Annotated in this window: 25 protein-coding genes; 6 read left to right on the top strand and 19 right to left on the bottom strand. The window is 68.3% G+C overall.

Features of this window, described 5'->3' with window-relative positions:
- Positions 1-95: 95 nt before the first annotated feature.
- From ARC20_RS03255 to ffh, 3 genes are read right to left on the bottom strand one after another with little or no spacing between them, the layout of a single operon-like run.
- The gene (locus ARC20_RS03255) at positions 96-893 is read right to left on the bottom strand and encodes an aminotransferase class IV (protein ID WP_057644266.1); all 798 of its coding nucleotides are present in this window, start codon (positions 891-893) and stop codon (positions 96-98) included.
- On the bottom strand, positions 890-1,960 hold the full coding sequence (locus ARC20_RS03250; protein ID WP_057644265.1) for an NAD(P)H-dependent flavin oxidoreductase: 1,071 nt from the start codon (positions 1,958-1,960) through the stop codon (positions 890-892). The genes ARC20_RS03255 and ARC20_RS03250 overlap by 4 nt, the downstream gene beginning before the upstream one ends.
- On the bottom strand, positions 1,960-3,354 hold the full coding sequence (ffh, locus tag ARC20_RS03245; protein ID WP_057644261.1) for a signal recognition particle protein: 1,395 nt from the start codon (positions 3,352-3,354) through the stop codon (positions 1,960-1,962). Before ffh ends, ARC20_RS03250 begins: the two co-directional genes overlap by 1 nt.
- A gap of 122 nt (positions 3,355-3,476) precedes the next feature.
- Here ffh and ARC20_RS03240 point away from each other — a divergent pair, with 122 nt between their 5' ends.
- A complete protein-coding gene (locus ARC20_RS03240) occupies positions 3,477-4,274 on the top strand; it encodes a cytochrome C assembly family protein (protein ID WP_057644258.1) in 798 nt (265 codons plus the stop codon).
- A gap of 9 nt (positions 4,275-4,283) precedes the next feature.
- On the opposite strand, the gene ARC20_RS03235 is transcribed toward ARC20_RS03240, so the two are convergent.
- The 4 genes from ARC20_RS03235 to ARC20_RS18160 are packed head-to-tail and all read right to left on the bottom strand — an operon-like array spanning position 4,284 to position 6,900.
- Entirely contained in the window at positions 4,284-4,604 is a 321-nt protein-coding gene (locus ARC20_RS03235) for a hypothetical protein (protein WP_057644254.1), read from the bottom strand.
- A 32-nt stretch (positions 4,605-4,636) separates the two neighbouring features.
- A complete protein-coding gene (locus ARC20_RS03230) occupies positions 4,637-5,473 on the bottom strand; it encodes an alpha/beta hydrolase family protein (protein WP_057644249.1) in 837 nt (278 codons plus the stop codon).
- 9 nt (positions 5,474-5,482) lie between these two features.
- Entirely contained in the window at positions 5,483-6,592 is a 1,110-nt protein-coding gene (locus ARC20_RS03225; RefSeq protein WP_057644246.1) for a DUF3182 family protein, read from the bottom strand.
- Complete coding sequence (locus tag ARC20_RS18160) at positions 6,583-6,900, bottom strand: hypothetical protein (protein WP_146165841.1); 318 nt, start codon at positions 6,898-6,900, stop codon at positions 6,583-6,585. Before ARC20_RS18160 ends, ARC20_RS03225 begins: the two co-directional genes overlap by 10 nt.
- A 53-nt stretch (positions 6,901-6,953) precedes the next feature.
- Here ARC20_RS18160 and ARC20_RS03220 point away from each other — a divergent pair, with 53 nt between their 5' ends.
- From ARC20_RS03220 to ARC20_RS03205, 4 genes are read left to right on the top strand one after another with little or no spacing between them, the layout of a single operon-like run.
- On the top strand, positions 6,954-7,232 hold the full coding sequence (locus ARC20_RS03220; RefSeq protein WP_057644242.1) for a hypothetical protein: 279 nt from the start codon (positions 6,954-6,956) through the stop codon (positions 7,230-7,232).
- A 14-nt stretch (positions 7,233-7,246) separates the two neighbouring features.
- Entirely contained in the window at positions 7,247-7,507 is a 261-nt protein-coding gene (locus ARC20_RS03215; protein WP_057644240.1) for a hypothetical protein, read from the top strand.
- Positions 7,508-7,512: 5 nt separating this feature from the next.
- Entirely contained in the window at positions 7,513-8,091 is a 579-nt protein-coding gene (locus tag ARC20_RS03210) for a DUF4142 domain-containing protein (protein ID WP_146165840.1), read from the top strand.
- A gap of 26 nt (positions 8,092-8,117) precedes the next feature.
- A complete protein-coding gene (locus tag ARC20_RS03205; RefSeq protein WP_057644235.1) occupies positions 8,118-8,300 on the top strand; it encodes a DUF3606 domain-containing protein in 183 nt (60 codons plus the stop codon).
- Between the two features lie 52 nt (positions 8,301-8,352).
- Here ARC20_RS03205 and ARC20_RS03200 read toward each other — a convergent pair whose 3' ends face one another.
- The 7 genes from ARC20_RS03200 to ARC20_RS03170 all read right to left on the bottom strand — a co-directional run bounded on the left by ARC20_RS03200 (position 8,353) and on the right by ARC20_RS03170 (position 14,389).
- Positions 8,353-8,745, bottom strand: coding sequence for a DUF805 domain-containing protein (locus ARC20_RS03200; RefSeq protein ID WP_057644232.1), 393 nt, complete (start codon positions 8,743-8,745; stop codon positions 8,353-8,355).
- A 99-nt stretch (positions 8,746-8,844) separates the two neighbouring features.
- On the bottom strand, positions 8,845-10,227 hold the full coding sequence (gene radA, locus ARC20_RS03195; RefSeq protein WP_057644229.1) for a DNA repair protein RadA: 1,383 nt from the start codon (positions 10,225-10,227) through the stop codon (positions 8,845-8,847).
- 93 nt (positions 10,228-10,320) lie between these two features.
- A complete protein-coding gene (locus ARC20_RS03190) occupies positions 10,321-10,821 on the bottom strand; it encodes a P-loop NTPase family protein (protein WP_108143440.1) in 501 nt (166 codons plus the stop codon).
- 29 nt (positions 10,822-10,850) lie between these two features.
- Complete coding sequence (locus ARC20_RS03185) at positions 10,851-11,531, bottom strand: lysoplasmalogenase (RefSeq protein WP_057644223.1); 681 nt, start codon at positions 11,529-11,531, stop codon at positions 10,851-10,853.
- Positions 11,531-13,423: a M61 family metallopeptidase gene (locus tag ARC20_RS03180; RefSeq protein ID WP_057644221.1), complete on the bottom strand. Its 1,893-nt coding sequence runs from the start codon at positions 13,421-13,423 to the stop codon at positions 11,531-11,533. The genes ARC20_RS03185 and ARC20_RS03180 overlap by 1 nt, the downstream gene beginning before the upstream one ends.
- A gap of 98 nt (positions 13,424-13,521) precedes the next feature.
- Positions 13,522-13,791: a DUF2024 family protein gene (locus ARC20_RS03175; RefSeq protein ID WP_057644218.1), complete on the bottom strand. Its 270-nt coding sequence runs from the start codon at positions 13,789-13,791 to the stop codon at positions 13,522-13,524.
- 67 nt (positions 13,792-13,858) lie between these two features.
- Positions 13,859-14,389 carry a carboxymuconolactone decarboxylase family protein gene (locus ARC20_RS03170; RefSeq protein ID WP_057644215.1) on the bottom strand — a complete coding sequence of 177 codons (531 nt, stop codon included), beginning with the start codon at positions 14,387-14,389 and terminating at the stop codon, positions 13,859-13,861.
- A gap of 100 nt (positions 14,390-14,489) precedes the next feature.
- On the opposite strand from ARC20_RS03170, the gene ARC20_RS03165 reads away from it, so the two are divergent.
- Complete coding sequence (locus ARC20_RS03165; protein WP_057644212.1) at positions 14,490-15,377, top strand: AraC family transcriptional regulator; 888 nt, start codon at positions 14,490-14,492, stop codon at positions 15,375-15,377.
- Positions 15,378-15,438: 61 nt separating this feature from the next.
- On the opposite strand, the gene cyoD is transcribed toward ARC20_RS03165, so the two are convergent.
- The 5 genes from cyoD to ARC20_RS03140 form a co-directional block, all read right to left on the bottom strand.
- A complete protein-coding gene (gene cyoD, locus ARC20_RS03160; protein ID WP_057644209.1) occupies positions 15,439-15,774 on the bottom strand; it encodes a cytochrome o ubiquinol oxidase subunit IV in 336 nt (111 codons plus the stop codon).
- A complete protein-coding gene (cyoC, locus tag ARC20_RS03155) occupies positions 15,774-16,409 on the bottom strand; it encodes a cytochrome o ubiquinol oxidase subunit III (RefSeq protein WP_057644205.1) in 636 nt (211 codons plus the stop codon). The genes cyoD and cyoC overlap by 1 nt, the downstream gene beginning before the upstream one ends.
- Before the next feature lie 2 nt (positions 16,410-16,411).
- Positions 16,412-18,403, bottom strand: a complete 1,992-nt coding sequence (cyoB, locus tag ARC20_RS03150) for a cytochrome o ubiquinol oxidase subunit I (RefSeq protein WP_057644203.1) — start codon at positions 18,401-18,403, stop codon at positions 16,412-16,414.
- Positions 18,403-19,338, bottom strand: a complete 936-nt coding sequence (cyoA, locus tag ARC20_RS03145; protein WP_057644200.1) for a ubiquinol oxidase subunit II — start codon at positions 19,336-19,338, stop codon at positions 18,403-18,405. Before cyoA ends, cyoB begins: the two co-directional genes overlap by 1 nt.
- A 271-nt stretch (positions 19,339-19,609) precedes the next feature.
- Positions 19,610-20,596, bottom strand: a 987-nt coding sequence (locus ARC20_RS03140) for a DUF1254 domain-containing protein (RefSeq protein WP_057644195.1), incomplete at its 5' end; no start/stop codon positions are given.

The raw sequence follows: 20,596 nt of genomic DNA, 5'->3' as shown, positions 1-20,596 counted from the left end.
GTAGTTCCTGTGTTGCCCAGTCGCCAGGATGGCGAGGTAAGCCGGCGATTATAGCGGCGGCCAGGCGCCAAGCCAACCCGCCCCGGCCGCCGAGGTCATAACGGCTGCCACGCGCATGCCGCAAGCGCTTGATCCAGCAGGGTCCGCGCTTCGGGCGCCCCCGCGAAGACCTGCCCACCCACCGCCCTGATCGCCCGCAGCCCTCGGGCGTTGCAGGCGAACGCAGCCGTGAAGGCCGCCAATTCAGGCAGCGCTACCGCACGCACCTGCTGGCTCACGCCTAGCGTGTCCAGCCCTTGCTGCAACAAGCGCTCCTGGGTGCCCCGCAGCGCCGGACCGGCCGGCCAGGTAAACCCCTGCCCGTCCCACAGGCACAGGTTCCAGGTGCTGCCTTCGATGAGCTGCCGGGCATCGTCCACGAATACCGCGTCGTCCCAGCCGTCGGCCATGGCTTGCCGTCGCAGGTCGAACAACGCGAACGTGCCGACGTGCTTGATCTCCGGCCGGTGGCGGCGGAACACCACCGGCTGCACCCGCATCGGTTGGCCGGTCCAATCGGACGCCGGCGACACCGAGACCAGCACATCCGGCGCCACGCTGCGCAACGGTGCGCGGAAATCGAACGCGCGCGAGAACACGGTCAGGCGCAGCCAGGCATCGCGATGCCCCGCGGCTTCCCACGCCTGCCGCGCCTCGAACCGCACGCGGGCCGGATCCAGCTCGCTAGCGAACAGCGCGCGCGTGCCCTCCTGGAGCCGCGCCAGGTGCAGATCCAGCCCCTGCACCGCGCCATCGACACAACGCAATGAGGTGAAATGCCCGTAGTTGACCAGCGCGGCAGCGGCGAGTGCATCCGCCCCGGCGGGCTGGCCGTTGCACCAGACCGCGCTCATGGCAACAGCGCCTGCGCGTGGTTCCACCATTCGTGCAGCGCCTCGGCCGCCGGCCGCGAAGGCGCCATCCAGGCCGATTGACCGGCCCACGCCTGCATGCCGTCGATCCGGTTCTCGCGTACCGCCTGCGCGCGCATGGCCGCGGTGAGGCCGCGCTGCACCGGATACGGTGCCGGCGCCACACCTGATTCCGCCAGCGCCCGCACGTAGGGCGTGGCGAGGCCGCGCCCGAGCCGCCCACTGAAACCCCGCGTCGGTGCGGTGTCTTCCGGTTCGGCCGTGGCGAGCACGTCGGCCCAGGCCGAAGGCAGCGCCGCTTCCGGCGTGCGCAGGAACGCGGTGCCGATCTGCACGGCGCTGGCGCCCAGCATCAGCGCCGCGGCGATGCCCCGCCCGTCGGCGATACCACCGGCGGCGATCACCGGCACGGAAAGATGGTCCACCAGCCGCGGCAGCAGCGAGAACAGCCCGACCAGCTGCCGGTCGGCCGCCCGCGGATCAAAGGCACCGCGGTGACCGCCGGCCTCGAACCCTTGCGCCACCACCGCATCGGCGCCCGCCGCTTCGGCGCTGCGCGCCTCTTCCAGTGTCGTGGCGCAGGCGAACCAGGCGATGCCGGCCGCCTTCAATCGCGCGACCTGCGCCGGCGCGAGCACGCCCATGATGGTCGACGCCACCGCCGGACGTGCGGCGATGAGCGCATCGAACTGTGCATCGAAATCTGCCGGGGTCGCATCTCCGGCTTGCGCCGGGACTTCGGGGCCCCACTGGCCCAGGAACGCGCGCATCGTGGCTTCGGCGGCGGCGTCGCGGCGCGGCGGTGCATCCGGCAACCAGAGATTGACCTGCGCCGGTCCGCCACTCGCCTCGCGAAAGCGCGCCATCCACTCGCCGATCTCCTCCGGCCTGGACAGCACAGCGCCCATCGCGCCCATGCTGCCGGCATTGGCCAGCGCCGCGGACAGCGGCACCGGGCAGGCGCCGGCCATCGGCGCCAGCAGGACGGGCATCGCCAGCCCGAAGCGCCGTGCGAAACCCGCTGCCCGCTCGCGCGCCGAAGCGTCCATCAGCGGAACGGCAACCCGCCGCGGCCACCCATGCCGCCCATGCCGCCCATGCCCCCCATCATGCCGCGCATGCTGCGCATCATGCCCTTCATGCCGCCGCCGGCCAGCTTGCCCATCATCTTTTCCATCTGCTGGTACTGCTTCATCAGCTTGTTGACGTCGGACGGCTGCATGCCCGAGCCACGCGCGATGCGCGCGCGGCGCGAACCGTTGAGCAACGCCGGGTTGCGGCGCTCCTTCTTGGTCATCGAATTGATGATGGCGATCATCCGCGGCACTTCCTTGCCGGTGACCTGGTCCTTGACGTTGTCCGGGATCTTGCCAATGCCCGGCAGCTTGTCCATCAGCCCGCCGATGCCGCCCATGTTCTGCATCTGCTCGAGCTGGTCCTTCATGTCGTTGAGGTCGAACTTCTTGCCCTTGGCGACCTTGGCAGCCAGCTTGGCGGCCTTCTCCTGGTCCACGCTCTGCTCGACCTGCTCGACCAGCGAGAGCACATCGCCCATGTCCAGGATGCGGCTGGCGACGCGGTCGGGGTGGAACACGTCCAGGCCGTCGACCTTCTCGCCGGTACCGACGAACTTGATCGGCTTGCCGGTGATGTAGCGCACCGACAGCGCGGCGCCGCCACGGGCGTCACCATCGGTCTTGGTCAGCACCACGCCGGTGAGCGGCAGCGCCTCGCCGAAGGCCTTGGCGGTGTTGGCCGCGTCCTGGCCGGTCATCGAGTCGACCACGAACAGCGTCTCGGCCGGATTGACCGCCGCGTGCAGCGCCTTGATCTCGGCCATCATCGCCTCGTCGATGGCGAGGCGGCCGGCGGTATCGACCAGCAGCACGTCGACGAAGGACTTCTTCGCATCGTCGATGGCCGCGCGCACGATCGCTTCGGGCTTCTGGTCGGCGCTCGACGGGAAGAACAGCACGCCAACCTGCTCGGCCAGCGTCTTGAGCTGCTCGATGGCCGCCGGACGGTAGACGTCGGCACTGACCACCATCACCTTCTTCTTGCGCTTTTCCTTCAGGTGCTTGGCGAGCTTGCCCACCGTGGTGGTCTTGCCCGCGCCCTGCAGGCCGGCCATCAGGATGACCGCCGGCGCCGGCACGTTGAGGTTGAGGTCGCTGGCGGCCGCGCCCATCACCGCGGTCAGCTCGTCGCGCACGACCTTGATCAGCGCCTGGCCCGGGGTGAGCGACTTCAGCACTTCCTGGCCGACCGCGCGCACCTTGATGCGCTCCACCAGCGCCTGCACCACCGGCAGGGCGACGTCGGCCTCCAGCAGGGCGATGCGCACTTCGCGGGTGGCCTCGCGGATGTTTTCCTCGGTCAGGCGGCCCCGGCCGCGCAGGCGCTCGATGGTGCCGGAGAGACGTTGGGTAAGGGACTCGAACATGCGCGCTGTGCCAGGGGAAACGGACCGCGATTATAGCGGCAGCGCCCGGCCCGGCCGGGAGCGCCCGCCGGGCGCGACATCGGGGCCTGCGGCGGCGGCCCGCGGTATGCGAAACTGCCGCGATGACGCCCCTCGTATTCATCGCCACCGTGCTCTACCTGGTCGCCACCGGCCTGCTCGTGGGCAGCGTGGCGCGGCAGGGGCGCCCGGCGCACGGCTGGCTGCTGCCGGCCGGCGGGGCCGTGGCGGCGCACGCGATGTACCACGTGCTGGTCGCCACCCGCACCGCCGGCGGGCCGGACATGCATTTCTTCGCCGCGCTCTCGCTGGTGGGCCTGGGCATGGCCGCGCTGACCACCCTGGTGGGCGGGCGCGGGCGCATGGCGGCACTGGGCGTGGTGGTGTTCCCGCTGGCCACGCTGCTGCTGCTGGCCTACCACGGGCACGGCCACGAGCCGAGCGCGGCACTGGGTTGGCGCCTCGAAGTGCACGCCTGGCTGGCCCTGCTCGCCTACGCCACGCTGGCCATCGCCGCGCTGCTGGCGATGATGCTGTGGCTGCAGGAGCGGGCGCTGCGTCGCCGCGATTTCCACCGCTGGCTGCGCGCACTGCCGCCGCTCACCGAACTGGAAACGCTGCTGTTCCGCACGATCGCCGTCGGCTTCGCGCTGCTGAGCCTCACGCTGCTGACCGGCCTGCTGTTCGTCGAGGACTTCTTCGCCCAGCGCCTGATGCAGAAAACCGTGCTGAGCGTGCTCTCGTGGCTGGCCTTCGGTGCACTGCTGGTGGGCCGCTGGCGCTACGGCTGGCGCGGCACCAAGGCGGTGCACTGGACGCTCGCCGCGATGGGCCTGCTGCTGCTGGCGTTCTTCGGCAGCAAGTTCGTGCTGGAACTGATCCGCGGCGTGCAGCCCGCCTGACCCGGCGGCTCAGGCCGCGCCGCCACCGGAACGCATCGCGCTGCCCTCGCGCAGGAAGGTCATGCGGTTCACCCGTTCGACGAAGCGGCGGATCTCGCCGGCCAGCGCACGCTGCGGCGCCTGCGCCAGGAACACCTGCACCTGGTCGCCCTCGATGCGCGGGGGCTCGCGCAGCAGGCTGGGCGACAACTCTTCCACGCAGAGCTGGAACACCGCGCGCCACTCCTCGCCCGGCACCTTGTCCAGCATCACCAGCATCGGCTCGCGCGCGAACGCGGCGCCGACCGGCACCTGGAACCCGACGACATGGACGAAATGACGCAGCGGCATGGCGCGATGATAGCCATGCCCGCCCGTGCCAGCTAGCGATTGGCCCGCAGCTGCATCGGCGGCACGCCCTCCTTGTGCCCGGCCGAGGGGTGCACGAAGCGCTTGCGCTCGGCCACGACCTCGCTGGCGACGTCCACGCGGCGCCCCACCACCATCTCGGTCAGCCAGTCGATCAGGTAACGCGTGTAGGCCTGCTGGTGCTCCTTGACCGTCAGCGCGTGGTCGGCCCCGCGCAGCAGCCGCGAGGTCACCGAGCGGGCGCGGGAGAACGCATTGGCGTAATTGCGCATGACCTGGTGCGGCACGATCGTGTCGCACTCGGCCTCCACCAGCAGCACGTCGCCCTCGTATTGCGCGCAGGCGGCCAGCGCGCGGTTCTCGCTCGCGGCCACCTCGCTGCGCCGGTAGTCCATCAGGTCCGGCTCGCGGTTGAGCGCGACCTTCGGCGCATCCCAATGCGCGTCGCGGTACAGCGCCGGGGAGCGCAGCGCCAGCCACGCCACGTGGCGCTCGCGCGTCAGCAAGGCGGAGAGGTAACCGCCATAGCTGAGTCCGACCACGGCAATGGCCCCCGGGTCCACGTAAGGCAGCGACGCCAGGTGGTCGTAGGCGGCGATGATGTCGGCCAGGTTCTGCGGCCGGGTGACGGTCTCGCGCATCGACACCCAGCCCTCGTGGCCACGCAGGTCGAAGGTCAGGCATACGCAGCCCAGGCCCACGGCCTCGCGCGCGCGCACGAGGTTGTGCTGCTGCTTGCCGCCCCAGCCGTGCACGAACAGCACGCCGGGAATGCCCGTGGGCGTGAGCAGGGTCGCGCCGACTTCGGCGTCCTGGACGGGAATCTGCAAGGTGGAAAGCTTGACCTCCACGGGTCCTCCTCATGCATCGGAAACGGTGACGTATTTCACCAGCGGGCCGAGTTCCGGATCCTCGGCGTCGTAATACACCTCCGCGCCAGACGGCGCGCGCTGGCCGTGCAACTCACGCGTGGCGGCGCGCACGCGTGCCAGCGCCGGGTCCCGCGCGAAGGCGGTCATCGCCGCCAGTTCGGCCGGGGTGGCGCCGCCAACCCGCCAGGACTGCTCCAGCACGCCGCATCGCGGCCGCCCGTGCACGTCCTCGCCGCAGGCGACATCGTAGTTGCGCCGCGACAGGTGCAACTGCGGCCAGGCCTGGCGCAGCGCCCGGTCGAAGGCATGCGCGGCCACCACGGCCTGCCGCTGCAGCGGAGGCAGCGGCGCTTCCAGCAACGCCTCCAGTGTCCCGCGAACCACCTCCAGGTCCGAGCCGCCGTATACCTCGTGCCCGTCGCGCGCGCGCGTCGTCGACTGGGTGCCGTGGTAGGCGATGGACTGCCCGCCGAATTCGACCTCGCCCACGCTGAAGGTGGCCAGCCGCGCCAGATGCATTTCCAGCACCACGCCATGGCGCGCGAGATAGCCTTCGGGCAACTGCGCCAACAGGACATCGAGCATCGGCGCGTCCTCGATCAGCCACTGCCCGCGTCCGCCGACGCCGGTGGGAAGCTTGAGCCTTACCCCGCCCTCGCGCGCCAGCAGCTCATGCGCGCGGCGCGCGTCGGCGGCGGAGAACGCGGTGTAACCCGGCAAGGCGTGCGCGGCCAGCACGCGCGCCGCCGCGGCATTCCATCCCGCGATGGTCGCGGCAGGTGAATCCACCAGCGCGTGCGCGATGACCTTGGTGGCGAGGAACGCATGCGGCACGACGCCGCCGAGCAGGTCACCCCGGTCGGCGATACCCAAGCGCGACGCGGTGGGCGCATCGAGCGTGTCATCCGGCACGAAGTAGGCGCCTTCGGCGACACCTTGCGCATCGCGCGCCACGCCGGCGTAAGGCAGGCGCAGCAGCTGCGCCACGCGTCGCGCCACCCAGTCGTGCGTGGCGCGCTCGTGCCCGCCTTCAGGGGTATCGCGGATGCGCAAGGCATGCACCCTTACTAGCGCGCGGCCACCCGCGCTCAATGCCATAACCATGCCGCCAGCCCCACCGCCACCACCAGCAGGGCCCATGCAAGCGGATGCAGCGATTTCCACCACGCCCTGGCCACGCCGGTGCCGGCGCTTTCATGCGGTGTGTTCGAACCTGCCTGCGAGGAAGAACGTGGGCGCATGGAACGACTCCGCGTCGGAAAGCCACAGCGTCCGATCGTCGCGGTGATCGTGGCGTGCAGCACGCATCGCGTGATCGGCATTGACGCCCTGCACGCGAAACTGAGCTGTTCATCGCGCGCGATGATGCGATGCCTGTATACGCCTTGCTGATCGAGCGTTGACATACCTCGCGTTAGGGTGGCGTCACTCCTCCATCCATGCGATGCGACTGAAGCCAATGAGCAGGGATCCTTCCGTCATCGATGTGCAGGCCGAAATCGCGCACTGGCAGCAACGCCATGCGCACGAGCAGTTGGGCATCAGCAAGTTCAGCGTTCTCTCGCCGGTGGTCAAGCTGGCCTGCGACATCTATCTGCAAGCACCGCGCTCTTCGCTGGAGCAGCGAATGGACATGTTCCGTGACCGGCTGCAGACCCACTTCCTTCCCCCCGGGTCGCAGCCGCACCTGGAACGTCTGGCGACAGACTGCTGGCGACGCCTCGGCGACGCCTCGTAAAAAATGGAGACGTCATGAAAACCCCCTATGAAGTACAGCAGGAAATCGCCCGCATCGAGCGCCTCCTCCCGCACCTGATCAGCGACCAGGGCGAACGTGCCGAGGAAATCCTCGGCTTCCATGTCGCCGGCCTCTATGCCAGCGCACCGGTGAGCGAGCATGGGCTGATCGGCGAACGCGTCCTCCACATGCAGGGCCTTTGCCGCGAAGCGGCCAACGCCCCCGATCCCGCCGCCCTGCCCCTGCTGGCCGCCGCGCAGCCGCAATGGGCCTGAACCGCATGCGCCTGCGCAGCGGCCCTGTATTGTTCGCCGCGCTCGTGGCCGCCGGCTGCGGCGGCCCGGGAAGCGAAGCCTCGCGCACCGCACCCGAAGTGGCGCCCGCGCCCCGCCCTGCCGTCATCACCGGCAGCGGCTTGGGCACTCCCCTGCAGGGTGACGGCCAGGTGCTGGGCATGCTGGCTGCCTTTGAACAGAACGAGATCGACCTGGCCCGGCAAGCCATTTCGCGCGGCGTGGGCGGCAAGTCGGAAGATTTCGCGCACGGCATGGTGCGCGACCATGAGCGGGCCTTGGCCGACGTGCGGCAGCGCGGCGCGGAAGAGAGCGAGCGCTCGCGCGCCTGGCGCGCGCGCGGCCAGGCCACCACGGCCTCCACCGGCATGGAAGACGAACCCAACAGCTACCGCAATGCCTTCCTCAAGGCCGCCACCGCCGACTACGGCGATGCGCTCAAGGCGATGGATGCGGAATGGCTTCCCTCCGCCAAGGGCGCGGACACGCGCGCCTATCTGGTAGCCAGCCGCACACGGCTGGCGGAAGCGTTCGAGCGCGCGCAGGCCGCCGTGTCGACCCGTTGATCCCCATCCGCTTTCTGGAGCGTCCCATGAATACCCCAGCAGACGACCGCCGCCCGCAGGACATGGCGAACGTCAACATCAACGAGGAATGGGAGTTGCGCTGGTGGGCCCGCGAACTGGGCCTGAGCGAGAGCCAGCTCAAGGAAGCAGTGCGCGAAGTCGGCACCACGACCACCAAGCTGCGCGACTACAAGCCACCGAATCCATGATGAAAAAGGGCGGCCCGAGGGCCGCCCTTTTCGTATCGCATTGCGACGGGCCTCAGCCCGCGCGCTTGGGATCGGCGCCCCAGGCGTTGTCGCCCGATTCGCCTTCCAGGCACATGAAGACCAGCACGACCAGACCGCCCACGTAGGGGATCAGGTTGAGCAGCCAGAACCAGCCCGAACGACCCTGGTCATGGAAACGACGCACCTGCACGGCGATCGACGGCACCAGCAGCGCCAGCGACACCAGCACGTACAGCGTCAGCGCGATGAAGAAGCCCGCGCCCGGACCATCGTCGCTACGGCCGACGAAGGCGCCGACCAGCATCAGCGTGCCGAACACCGCCAGCAGCAACAGGTTGAACAGCACGTACATCCAGTATTCCTTGCGCCGCGAGCGACCCGAGAAATCGGCATAACGCTTGATCGGCAACAGCATCCACTCCATGTTTCCCCTACTCCTTGTCTGGTTTTATTCGGACCGCGTCTCGCGCGGCGCGCGCATCTTGTCACAGCAGCGCATCGATTCCCACCCGCCGCGACGGGCTCAGGCCGCCTCGATGGCCTCGGCGAGCCGCTCCACCGCGATCACCTCCATGCCCTTGACCGCACCGCTCTTGGGCGCATTGGCCTTGGAGACGATCGCGCGCTTGAAGCCGTGCGTGGCCGCTTCGCGCAGGCGTTCCTCGCCGTTGGGCACCGGGCGGATCTCGCCGGACAGGCCGACCTCGCCGAAGGCGATCGTCTTCTCGGCCAGCGGCTGGTCGCGCAGCGAGGACAGCACGGCGAGCAGCACCGGCAGGTCGGCCGCGGTTTCCTGCACGCGGATGCCGCCGACCACGTTGACGAACACGTCCTGGTCGCCCACCAGCACGCCACCATGGCGATGCAGCACCGCCAGCAGCATCGCCAGGCGGTTCTGTTCCAGACCCACGGCGACACGGCGCGGATTGGACAGCGGCGAACTGTCCACCAGCGCCTGCACTTCCACCAGCAACGGGCGCGTGCCCTCGCGCGTCACCATGACGCAACTGCCGGGCTGGTGCGTGCTGCCCCCGGACAGGAAGATCGCCGAAGGATTGGCGACTTCCTTCAAGCCCTTCTCGCCCATCGCGAACACGCCCAGTTCGTTGACCGCGCCGAAGCGGTTCTTGAACGCGCGCAGGATGCGGAAGCGGCTGCCGCCATCGCCTTCGAAATAGAGCACGGCGTCGACCATGTGCTCGAGCACGCGCGGGCCGGCGATGCCACCCTCCTTGGTGACGTGGCCGACGAGGAACACGGCTGTGCCGGTCTCCTTGGCATAGCGCACCAGCCGCGCCGCGCTCTCGCGCACCTGGCTCACCGAGCCGGGCGCGGCGGTGAGCGACTCGCTCCACAGCGTCTGCACCGAATCGGCGACGATCAGCTTCGGCCGGGCGACGCTGGCATGCTGCAGGATCTGCTCGATGCCGGTTTCCGACAGCGCGTTGAGCCCCTCCAGCGGCAGGTCCAGGCGCACCGCGCGGCCGGCGACCTGCGCCAGTGATTCCTCGCCGGTGACATAGAGCACCGGCAGCTGCGCGGCCATCTTCGCCAGCGCCTGCAGCAGCAGCGTGGACTTGCCGATGCCCGGGTCGCCACCGACCAGCACCACCGCGCCCTCGACCAGCCCGCCACCGAGCACGCGATCGAACTCGCCGATGCCGGTGGACACGCGCGCGTGCTCGCTGTGCCGCACATCCTTGAGCGCGGTGATCTTCGGCGGCTCGACCGCGCCGGCCCAGCCGCTGCGACGCGCGGCGGCCGGCGCCTTGGCCGTGGCGCCCGCGCTCTCGAGCACGATCTCGCTGAGCGTGTTCCAGGCGCCGCATTCGCCGCACTGGCCCTGCCATTTGTTGAATTCGGCGCCGCACTCGGTGCAGACGTAGGCGATCTTCGCCTTGGCCATCGCTGTTCGTATCCGCTGGGAAGGAAGACAGGATAGCCGGGCGGGTCTCAGCAGGCGCGACGAAGCGGCTGCGGTGCACCGCCGGTGGGCGCTTCAGCGGCGAGCCGACACGCCATCGAGGAATGCACTGGCCTCCCCGCGAGAGACCAGGCGATGCACGGCCACCCGATCCTCCCATTGCGCGAGCAACCGCATGACCCCTGGCCGCGAACGCCTGCGGTAGCCCCAGGTAAATCCCAGGAAGGCCGGGTCCAGCTTCTCCGGACAACCCGCCGCCATGTCCGCGCGCACCCGTCCCCGTTCCAGCCATGCCCGTCGCAGCACGCCCCACAGGCATTGCCAGCGTGGCAAGTCGAGGAACACGACGGTGTCGCAGGCCGCCAGCCGTTGCGGCAGCGTGCGCGAATAGTTGCCGTCCATGATCCAGGCCGGACGCGCCAGCAACGCGGGCAGGCGTGCCGCCCATTCGGCCGGCGTGGGCTCGACCCAGCCAGGCGACCAGTAATGCGCGTCGAGGTGGATCACCGGCAGCCCGAGCCGCTCGCCCAGTTGGCGGGCGAAGTGGCTCTTGCCGGCCCCCGGCGGGCCGATCACCAGAACACGTCGCCTGGCGGCCCGCCCTGTCATCGTTCCGCTGCCTGCGGGCGGGGGCTGGATGTGGCGATCAGCCACTGCGCGGCGTAGTACGTCGCCAGCACGCCGGCGATGGCCCCGGGCAGCGGGCCGGCGAAGCGATCCCACGCCAGCAGCGAATCGCTCGCCACGAACAGCACCGCGCCGAGCGCCGCGCGCCGGGCGTGCGTGCCGTCGGCAGGCGGACGCCAGCCGCGGGCCAGCGCCAGCGCGGCCATCGTCGCCAGCACCGCCGTATAGGCGATGACCGCCCCCCGCAGCGCAGCCGGGAGGTGCGGCCACAGGCCGACGAGATTGAAGACCGCGTAGGCGGCGAGCACCGGCGCGGTCAGCGCCAATGCCCCGGCCCGCACGCCACGGGCGAACGCGACGATGTAGGCGATATGCGCAAGCAGGAAAGCCGCCAGGCCGGCGACGAACGCATCGACCGGCCACATCAGGCAGACGTCGCCGACCAGCGAAAACCCCAGGCCGACCCGCACCCAACGCCGATACACGCCGGGCACGGCCGCCGTCGCACGCAGGAGGATCAACACGGTGGCCGCCGGCTTGCACAGGTAGTGCAGCCAGCGCAGGCCCTCGACACTGGCGCCGGCGATCGCGCCGGCCGCCAGCACCACCAGCAGCGGAACCCACCACGCCTCGAAGCGATGGCGGGTTCCGGTGGACATCAGCGCGCCTTGTACAGGTCGGCCAGGCGATCCGGCTTGCCGGCGATGCGCTCCAGGTTCGGGTACAGCAGGCCGCCGTGGTAATCGATGCGCACGGTTTCATAGCGATCGGACTGCTTGACCAGCAGCTCGATCGGCGCCTTGTCGGTCTTCGCCGCGGCGACCGCGTCCTTCAGGCCATCGTTGCTGTACTCGCGCCCGTTGACCGCCACGATGGTCATGCCCGGCGCCAGGCCGGCGTTGAACGCCGGGCCATCCCACAGCACGTCGGCGAGCACGCCCTGCCCGTTGGTGGCCAGGCCGATCGAATAGGTCAGGTTGGCGCCCTTGCTGCGCGCCTCCAGCGCCTTGAACGCATCGTTGGGCTTGTCGTTGTAGACCAGCTTCCAGCCGGCCGCCTCGATGCCGCCCACCAGCGGGCCGTGGCCCTCGATGCGGGTCTTCAGCAAGCTCGCCCAGTCATACGGCGCGATGCCGTTGAGCGTGGCGACGATGTCCTCCACGGTGTACGGGTTGACGTTCCAGTCGCCGTTGTCCATGCCGAAGAACGCATGAGCGAAATCGTCGATCGAGCGCTTGTTGCCGCTCAGCTCGCGCAGCTTGTTGTCCACCTCCAGCCACACCATCTGGCCGCCGGAGTAGTAGTCCTCGCTCATCTGGTAGTTGCGGAACGCCAGCGGGCGGCGCTGCGCGATGGTCGGGTCGTTGGTGGTGTCCAGGACCGTGCGCCATGCCAGGCCCGGGCGGCCGCGATCATAGGTGGCGGCGACGTTGGCGAGCATGTCGCGCGCCTGGTCCTGGGTCCACAGGCCAGAGCGCGCGGCCACGACCTGGCCGAAGAACTGGGTCTGGCCTTCATACAGCCACAGCAGGCTGTCGCCCATCGGCACGTTGAAGTTCGGCGTGGCGAGGTCGGCGCCGCGGCGGTACTTGCCGTTCCAGGAGTGATTGAACTCGTGGGACAGCAGGTCGCGCATCCACCAGCTCTTGTCCCAATCAGTGAAGTAGCCGACCGGGCCGCTGTTCTCGCTGGAGCGATGGTGTTCCAGGCCGATGCCGCCAAGCTTGTCGGTCAGGGCCAGCAGGAACTCGTAATGGTCGAAGTGGCGCGCGCCGTACAGCTTGTCCATCTGCGCCACGAGCTGCTGGTGGATCTTGACCTGCGCGGGCGTGGACTTGAGGTACTTGGCGTCATCGGCGAACACGTTCAGCGCCACCGGCTGCCTGCCTTCGGCCAGCACGACGCGCTGGTGGTATTTGCCGGCGAACAGCGGGGAGTCGACGAGGTCGTCGTAATCGATCGGCTTGAAGGTGACGGTGTCGCCGACGCGGCTTTCGGTTTCCAGCGCGGTGGCGTAGTCCCAGCCCTTGGGCAGGGTGACGCTGGCCTGCGCCTTGATGTTGCGGGCGTAGTAGCCGGCCGGATACAGCGAGTTGCTGTTCCACTGCAGGTTGAGCATTTCCGGGGTCATGACCACGCGGCCCTGCCCCGCGCCCTGCGAGGACAGGAACTGGAACTCGGCGCTGATCTGGGTGACGCCTTCGGGCACGTCCACCTGGAAGGCGTAGACGTCGTACTTGTCGCGCGTCCACGGCAGCACCTTGCCGTCGGCGGACTTCACCACCAGGCCGGCGAGCTTGTCGATGGTGCCGCTCGGCGAGTGGTGGCCGGGGATCCACTGCGGATACAGCAGGGTCATGCGGCCGGCGGTGGCCGGCATCGTGGTGCGGACGCGGAAGATGCGGCGCTCGATGTCGGTGGCGTCGACGTCGATGCGCAGCAGGCCCTCATAGGGGACATCGCGCGGCGGGGCGGTCTGGGCCAGCGCGTTGGCGGCGGGAAGGGACATGGCGGCCAACAGCGGCAACGACAGCACGGCGCGGATCTTCATGAGGCTCCTGACAAGGGACTTGGCGATTTGGCGAACCGCCGATCCTACGCCCGGGGCCAGAGGCCGTCGATTGCCATAAGTGGCGGTTCACCATGCCGTCAATCACAGTTCTCCATCTCGATGATGGCGAAGCCGGTCCGGTGGATTTCCGTCTCGATCGGCGCGGAAGCCGATTCCACGCGGCAGAAGCGGCACTCGCGCGTGCCGAGCGATTCGGCCGCCACGCCCTTGGCCGCCAGGTAACGGCGGCCATGCGCCAGCACCGTGGCCGGTTCGTTGTCGGGTGGCTGGTCGCGAACCAGGATGTCGAAGTGCATCCGGCGGCCGTCCGGCCGCAGGATATGGGTATCGAAAACCGCGATTTTCATGGGGTGTTTTCCACGGATGCGTGCAGCGTGCCGGCCCGGCCCATCCCGGGGCCGGGCCGGCCGCCGATCACTTGAAGGAGACCGCCGGGAAGTCCACCGGCACGTCCAGGGCCACGTTGATGTAGTTGGTGAAAACGTTCAGGGCGACGTGGGCGATGATTTCGACCACCTGCTCGTCGGCGAAGCCGGCCTGCCGCAGCTGGGCGACATCGGCGTCGGTGACCTGCGCGCGCTGCTCGACCACCTTCAGCGCGAAGGCCAGCGCGGCGGCGGTGCGCGGGTCACTGGATTCACCGACCTGGGCGGCGGACATTTCGCCAGCGGTGGCGCCCGCGTTCTGGCCCAGCACGGTGTGGGCCGCCAGGCAATATTCGCAGCGGTTGCGGTTGGCCACGGCCACGGCGATCTGCTCGCCGAGCTTGGCCCCCAGAGTGCCCTTGCTGCCCAACGCGCCGAAGGCAGCCCACATGCTCTGCAGGGCAGCCGGCGAATGGGCCACCGCCTTGAACATGTTGGGGGTCGCGCCGAAAGCATGATGGACCTGGGCCAGCAGCGGCTGGCTGGCGGCGGGGGCGTTTTCCAAGGTGATGCGGGACATGTCGATTTCCTGAGGGGGGTGATGGCGAGAGCCCGCAGTATGTCGACGCCAGACGTATGATTGGATCCGCAAGATCCACAAAACATATCCATTCGTACACATGTCCGCCGCCCCGCCCCTTGATCGCCTTTCCGGCATCCTCGAACACTTCCGCATTCGCGCCGCGCTTCACCACTCCGGCGCGCTGTGCGGGATCACCCATTTCGATGCGGGCGAGGGATACGGCTACCTGCACGTGCTGCGCCGCGGAGAACTCGAGGTAAGCCACCCGGGCGCGCGGACCGTCCCGCGGTCACTGCGGCTCGATGCACCGACGCTGCTGTTCTATCCCCGCCCGCTCACCCATCACTTCCACAATCCGCCGGTGGAAGGTTCGGACTTCGCCTGTGCGCGGCTGACGTTCGAAGGCGGCGCCGGCAACCCGCTGGCGCGTTCCCTGCCACCCCTGCTGGTGCTGCCGCTGGCGCGCGTGCCGGGCCTGGAGCAGGCACTGGAATTGCTGTTCTCGGAAATCGATCGCGTGCGCTGCGGGCAACGGCTACTTGTCGACCGGCTGTTCGAGGTCGTGGTGATCCAGCTGCTGCGCTGGATGCTGGATCACCCGCAAGAAGCAGGCATGCACCCTGGCCTGGTCAACGGGCTGTCGGACACGCGATTGGCGCGGACCCTGGTGGCCATGCACGGCGGACCCGGCGAGGCGTGGACGCTGGAGCGCATGGCCGGATGCGCGGGGATGTCGCGCACGGCATTCGCCAACACGTTCCGCGAGCGGGTCGGCCAGACCCCGGCCGACTACCTGACAGGCTGGCGCATCGCCCTGGCCCAGCACCGGCTGCGCGAAGGCCAGCCGATCAAGCGGCTGGCGGAAGAACTCGGGTACGCGAACCCTTCGGCGCTGTCGCGCGCCTTCGCGGCCAAGGTCGGGATGTCGCCGCGTGCCTGGCTCGCCATGGCCACCGAGGCCGAAGCCGCGCCGCCCGCGGGCTGATGCCGGCGCAAAAAAAAGGCCGCCCGAAGGCGGCCTTTGCGAAGCAGGCAGACGCCCTGCCTCAAGGCATCATGTTGATGTTCATGTTGTGCATCACCCACAACGAGCCCACCACCACGATGCCGATGATCAGCACCGAGAACAGGCCCACCTGCACGTTCGAACGCTGCTCGGGCGAGCGGTCCATGTGCAGGAAGTAGACGATGTGCACCAGCATCTGCACCGCCGCCATGATCGAGATGATCGCCACCGTCACGCCGCGCGAGAAGGTGTGGTTCATCACGATGGCGAACGGGATCACGGTCAGCACGACCGCCATCACGAAGCCGATCAGGTAGGACTTCACCCCACCGCCATGGCTGGCGTGGGCGTCGGAGTGGTTGTCATGGCCGGCCATTACAGCGCTCCCAGCAGGTAGACGATGGTGAAGACACCGATCCAGATGATGTCCAGGAAGTGCCAGAACAGGCTCAGGCACGCCAGGCGCGTGGTGTTGCGCGCGGTCAGGCCGTTCCTGGCGATCTGGATCACCAGCACCAGCATCCACAGCAGGCCCGAGGTCACGTGCAGGCCGTGCGTGCCGACCAGCGTGAAGAACGCCGACAGGAACGCGCTGCGGCCGGGGCCGGCGCCTTCATGGATCAGGTGGTTGAACTCGTACAGCTCCATGGCCAGGAAGCCCAGGCCGAACAGCGCCGTCACCGCCAGCCAGCCATAGAAGGCAGTCATGTTGCGCTTGCCCGCCGAGATCATGGCGAAGCCGAACGTCAGGCTGCTGAACAACAGCAGGAAGGTTTCCACCAGCACGAAGCGCAGGTCGAACAGCTCCCTGGCCGTCGGGCCATCGACCGTCGCGCCGGCCAGCACCGCATAGGTGGCAAACAGGCCGGCGAAGATGAGGCAGTCGCTCATCAGGTACACCCAGAAGCCGAGCAGCGTGTTGCCGCCGGCGTCGTGGTGACCGTGGTCGTGGTCATGCTCGTGGCCGCCCGCGTGGGCGGCGTGGGTGTCGAGGGTAGTAGCCGTGGACATGCTCAGACCGCCTTCTTTGCCTGCGCCTGGTCAAGCAGGGCGAAACGCTCGTTCTCGATGCGCTCCACTTCCGCTGCCGGCACGTAGTAGTCGATGTCGTTGTCGAAGGTGCGCGCGATGAAGCTGCCGATCATGCCGACCAGGCCCACCACCGCCAGCCACCAGATGTGCCAGGTCAGCGCGAAGCCCAGGACGATGCCGAACGCGCCGATCCAGAAGCCAGCCGCCGTGTTGCGCGGCATGTGGATGTCTTCGTACTTGGCCGGACGCACCCAGCCCTTGCCCTGCTGCTTGTCTTCCCAGAACTGGTCCAGGGCGTCGACGTGCGGCAGGTGGGCGAAGTTGTAGAACGGCGGCGGCGAGGAGGTGGCCCACTCCAGCGTGCGGCCATCCCACGGGTCGCCGGTGAGGTCCATGTTCTCCTTGCGCTTCCACACGCTGTAGACCAGCTGCAGCAGGTTCAGCGCGATGCCGCAGGCGATGATCGCCGCACCCACCGCGGCCACGATCAGCCACGGGCCCCACTCGGGGTGGTTGTAGGTGTTCAGGCGACGGGTCATGCCCAGGAAGCCCAGCACGTACAGCGGCATGAAGGCCACGAAGAAGCCGATGATCCAGCACCAGAACGAGGCCTTGCCCAGCTTCTCGTTGAGCTTGAAGCCGAACGCCTTCGGGAACCAGTAGGTCAGGCCGGCCAGGTAGCCGAACACGACGCCGCCGATGATCACGTTATGGAAGTGCGCGATCAGGAACAGGCTGTTGTGCAGCACGAAGTCCACCGCCGGGATGGCCAGCATCACGCCGGTCATGCCGCCGATCACGAAGGTGATGATGAAGCCGATCATCCACAGCACCGGCGAGGTGAAGTGCACGCGGCCGCGGAACATGGTGAACAGCCAGTTGAAGATCTTCACGCCGGTCGGGATCGAGATGATCATCGTCGTGATGCCGAAGAAGGCATTGACGTTGGCACCCGAACCCATGGTGAAGAAGTGGTGCAGCCACACGATGAAGGACAGCACGCCGATGCACGCGGTGGCGTAGACCATCGAGGTGTACCCGAACAGCTTCTTGCGGCAGTACGTGGCGACCAGCTCGGAATAGATGCCGAACGCCGGCAGGATCAGGATGTAAACCTCCGGGTGGCCCCAGATCCAGATCAGGTTGACGTACATCATGGCGTTGCCGCCGCCGTCATTGGTGAAGAAGTGCGTGCCCAGGTAGCGGTCCGCACCCAGCAGCGCCAGGGCGACGGTCAGGATCGGGAAGGCGGCGATGATCAGGATGTTGGTGATCAGCGCGGTCCAGGTGAAGATCGGCATGCGCATCAGGGTCATGCCCGGCGCGCGCATGCGCATGATCGTCACGAAGAAGTTGATGCCGGTCAGCAATGTACCCAGGCCGGATATCTGCAATGCCCAGATGTAGTAATCCACGCCGACGCCTGGACTGTATTCCAGGCCCGACAGCGGCGGGTACGCCAGCCAGCCGGTCTGCGCGAATTCACCCACGCCCAGCGAGATGTTGACCAGGGCCACGCCCGCCACGAACAGCCAGAAGCTGAGCGAGTTGAGGAACGGGAACGCGACGTCGCGCGCGCCGATCTGCAGCGGCACCACCAGGTTGACCAGGCCGGTCATGAACGGCATGGCCATGAAGAAGATCATGATCACGCCGTGCGCGGTGAAGATCTGGTCGTAGTGGTGCGGCGGCAGCACGCCTTCACCGCCGCCGGCGGCCAGCGCCTGCTGGGTGCGCATCATCGCCGCGTCGGCGAAGCCGCGCAGCAGCATGACCAGCGCCACGACGATGTACATCACGCCGATCTTCTTGTGGTCGACCGAGGTGAACCATTCGCGCCAGAGATAACCCCAGAGCTTGAACTTGGTGAGCGCGGCCACGAGGACCAGGCCGAGCAGTGCGGCGCCACCGAGGGCGACCATGATGATCGGCTCGTGGTACGGAACCGCCTCGAGCGTGAGTTTGCCTAGCATCAGTTGTCTCCGGAGGTGCACATGGCGACCGGTTCGGCGCCGGTGGCCGCATGGTCATGGCCCTCGTGCTTGTGGCCACCCATCATGTGTTTGTCGAGCAAGGCCTTGAACAGGCCGTCCTGCACCGACGCGAAGTAGGTGACCGGGTACTGCTCCTTGTCATTGCGGTTGGCCGCCAGCGCCTGGAACGCGGCGTCGTCCATCTTCTGCGGCGAGGCCTTCACCTTCTGCAGCCAGGCCTGGTAGCCGGCGTTGTCGGTGGCATGCACCGCGAAGCCCATCTTCGAGAAGCCGTGGCCGCTGTAGTTCGCGGAGATGCCGAAGTACTCACCCGGCTCGTTGGCGATCAGGTGCACCTTGGTCTGCATGCCGGCCATCGCATAGATCTGCGTGCCCAGGTGCGGGATGAAGAAGGAGTTCATCACCGTGTCGGAGGTGATGCGGAAGTTCAGCGGGGTGTCCACCGGCACCGTGATCTCGTTGACCGTCGCCACGCCTTCCTGCGGGTAGATGAACAGCCACTTCCAGTCCATCGACACCGCTTCGATTTCCACCGGCGGCACGTCCGACTGCAACGGCCGGTACGGGTCCAGCGCGTGCGAGGAGCGCCAGGTCAGCACCGCCAGCACCAGGATGATCAGGCAGGGGATCGACCAGACGACGACCTCGATGGCGGTCGAATGCGACCACTCGGGCTCATAGCGGGCCTTGGTGTTGGAAGCGCGGTACTTCCAGGCGAAGGCGATCGTCATCACGATCACGGGGATCACGACCAGCAGCATCAGCACCACGGAGGTGATCAGCAGGGTCTTCTGGTCCTGGCCGATCTGACCTTTGGGGTCGAGAAGGGCCGACTGGCAACCCGCCAGCAGCGCCATGGACAGCAGCGCCAGACCGGGCCGCAGCGCGCGCCCGAGGGTTTTCAACGGAATCATCGGTAGATCCAATTGCGAGGGGGCGCCAACCACCGCCACCCGCCGGAAAGGCGTTCCAGGCCCGCGGGCGCCGGTGGACGACGCGGACCTGAACAGGGGGCGCAAGTTAGCCCCGCAATTTTAAGCCTAACGACGTTTTCACGAAAGGCGGCGGGCAATGATCCGGCGCAAATGGCCGCGCGCGAGTGTGCGACACGTTGTCGCAGAACTCGCGCGCACGCCGGGATGCAAGGGGCATGCCCGACGTGCATACGGGAATACCCAGACGCGATTACATCGGTTGCGGCTCGGGGAATTTCCAGCTGCCGTCGAGGATCGAGGCCTGCGGGCGATACAGCCGCACGGTGTAGTTCCAACCTGGCGGCGTGGGGATGCAGTTGGGGATTTGCCCGTCGCAGCCGCCGAACTGGATGCGCACGCTGCCGTCGGCTTCCTTGTGGCCCGTGATGCTGTTGATGGAGTAGGCGTTGCGGTCGTTCTTGGCGAAGTAGCCGTCCGGCCCATAGACGCTCACCGACCAGAACGCATCCACCGGCACCTTGCCCACCGCGAGCTGGTAGACGGTGGCGCCGTCGTTGCGGGGCGGCGTGAAGCCCAGGTAGGTGGCGTCCTTGTCCGGGTTGCCGCCCCACCCCGCCGCCGTGCCGATGAGGTGGTTGACCGGATCGACCTGGCCCTTCTGGCCGAAGGCGCCCTTGAAGCCCGCCTGCGTGGCGCCGAGCGCGAGCAGCGCATCGCGCACCTTTTTCTGGCTGGCCGGGTCCCAGGAAGGCAGCTCCAGCGTGCCCGGGCCGCCCGGCTGCGCGACGGTGATCGCGTCCTGCAATGCGTGGACCTGCCCGACGTCTGCGGCGTCATTCGGATCGACCAGCGTACGGACGCCGACCACCACGTAGCGCGTGCCGGCCTTGTCTCGGGTGATGCGGTGCGGGCCGGCGCCGTACTCCGTCCAGGCGTAGTGGTCCTGGTTGATGACCTGCAGCGACTGGAAGCGCGTGCCGGCATCGGGGAGCGTCACCGTGACCGGGCCGGCATCCAGGTCGAATACCGCCGAGCTGTAGAGCGTGTCGCGGTTGAGGCGGATCACGGTCTGGTGGTCGACGGAGGCCGGCTCGCGATGATGGAACAGCTTGCCGATGCCACCGGCTTCCTTGGCGAGGTTGGCCATGTAGGTATCGGATTCGGCGCGGATGAAGTTGTCCGGGGTCACCACGGTGGCGCCGGGGACGGGCGTCGGGGGGGCGGCCGGGGCTGCGGC

The sequence above is a fragment of the Stenotrophomonas panacihumi genome (genome assembly GCF_001431645.1).
Lineage (GTDB): Bacteria > Pseudomonadota > Gammaproteobacteria > Xanthomonadales > Xanthomonadaceae > Stenotrophomonas_A > Stenotrophomonas_A panacihumi.
Note: the sequence above shows the minus strand (reverse complement) of the source record. Positions and strands in the feature narration are given on the sequence as shown.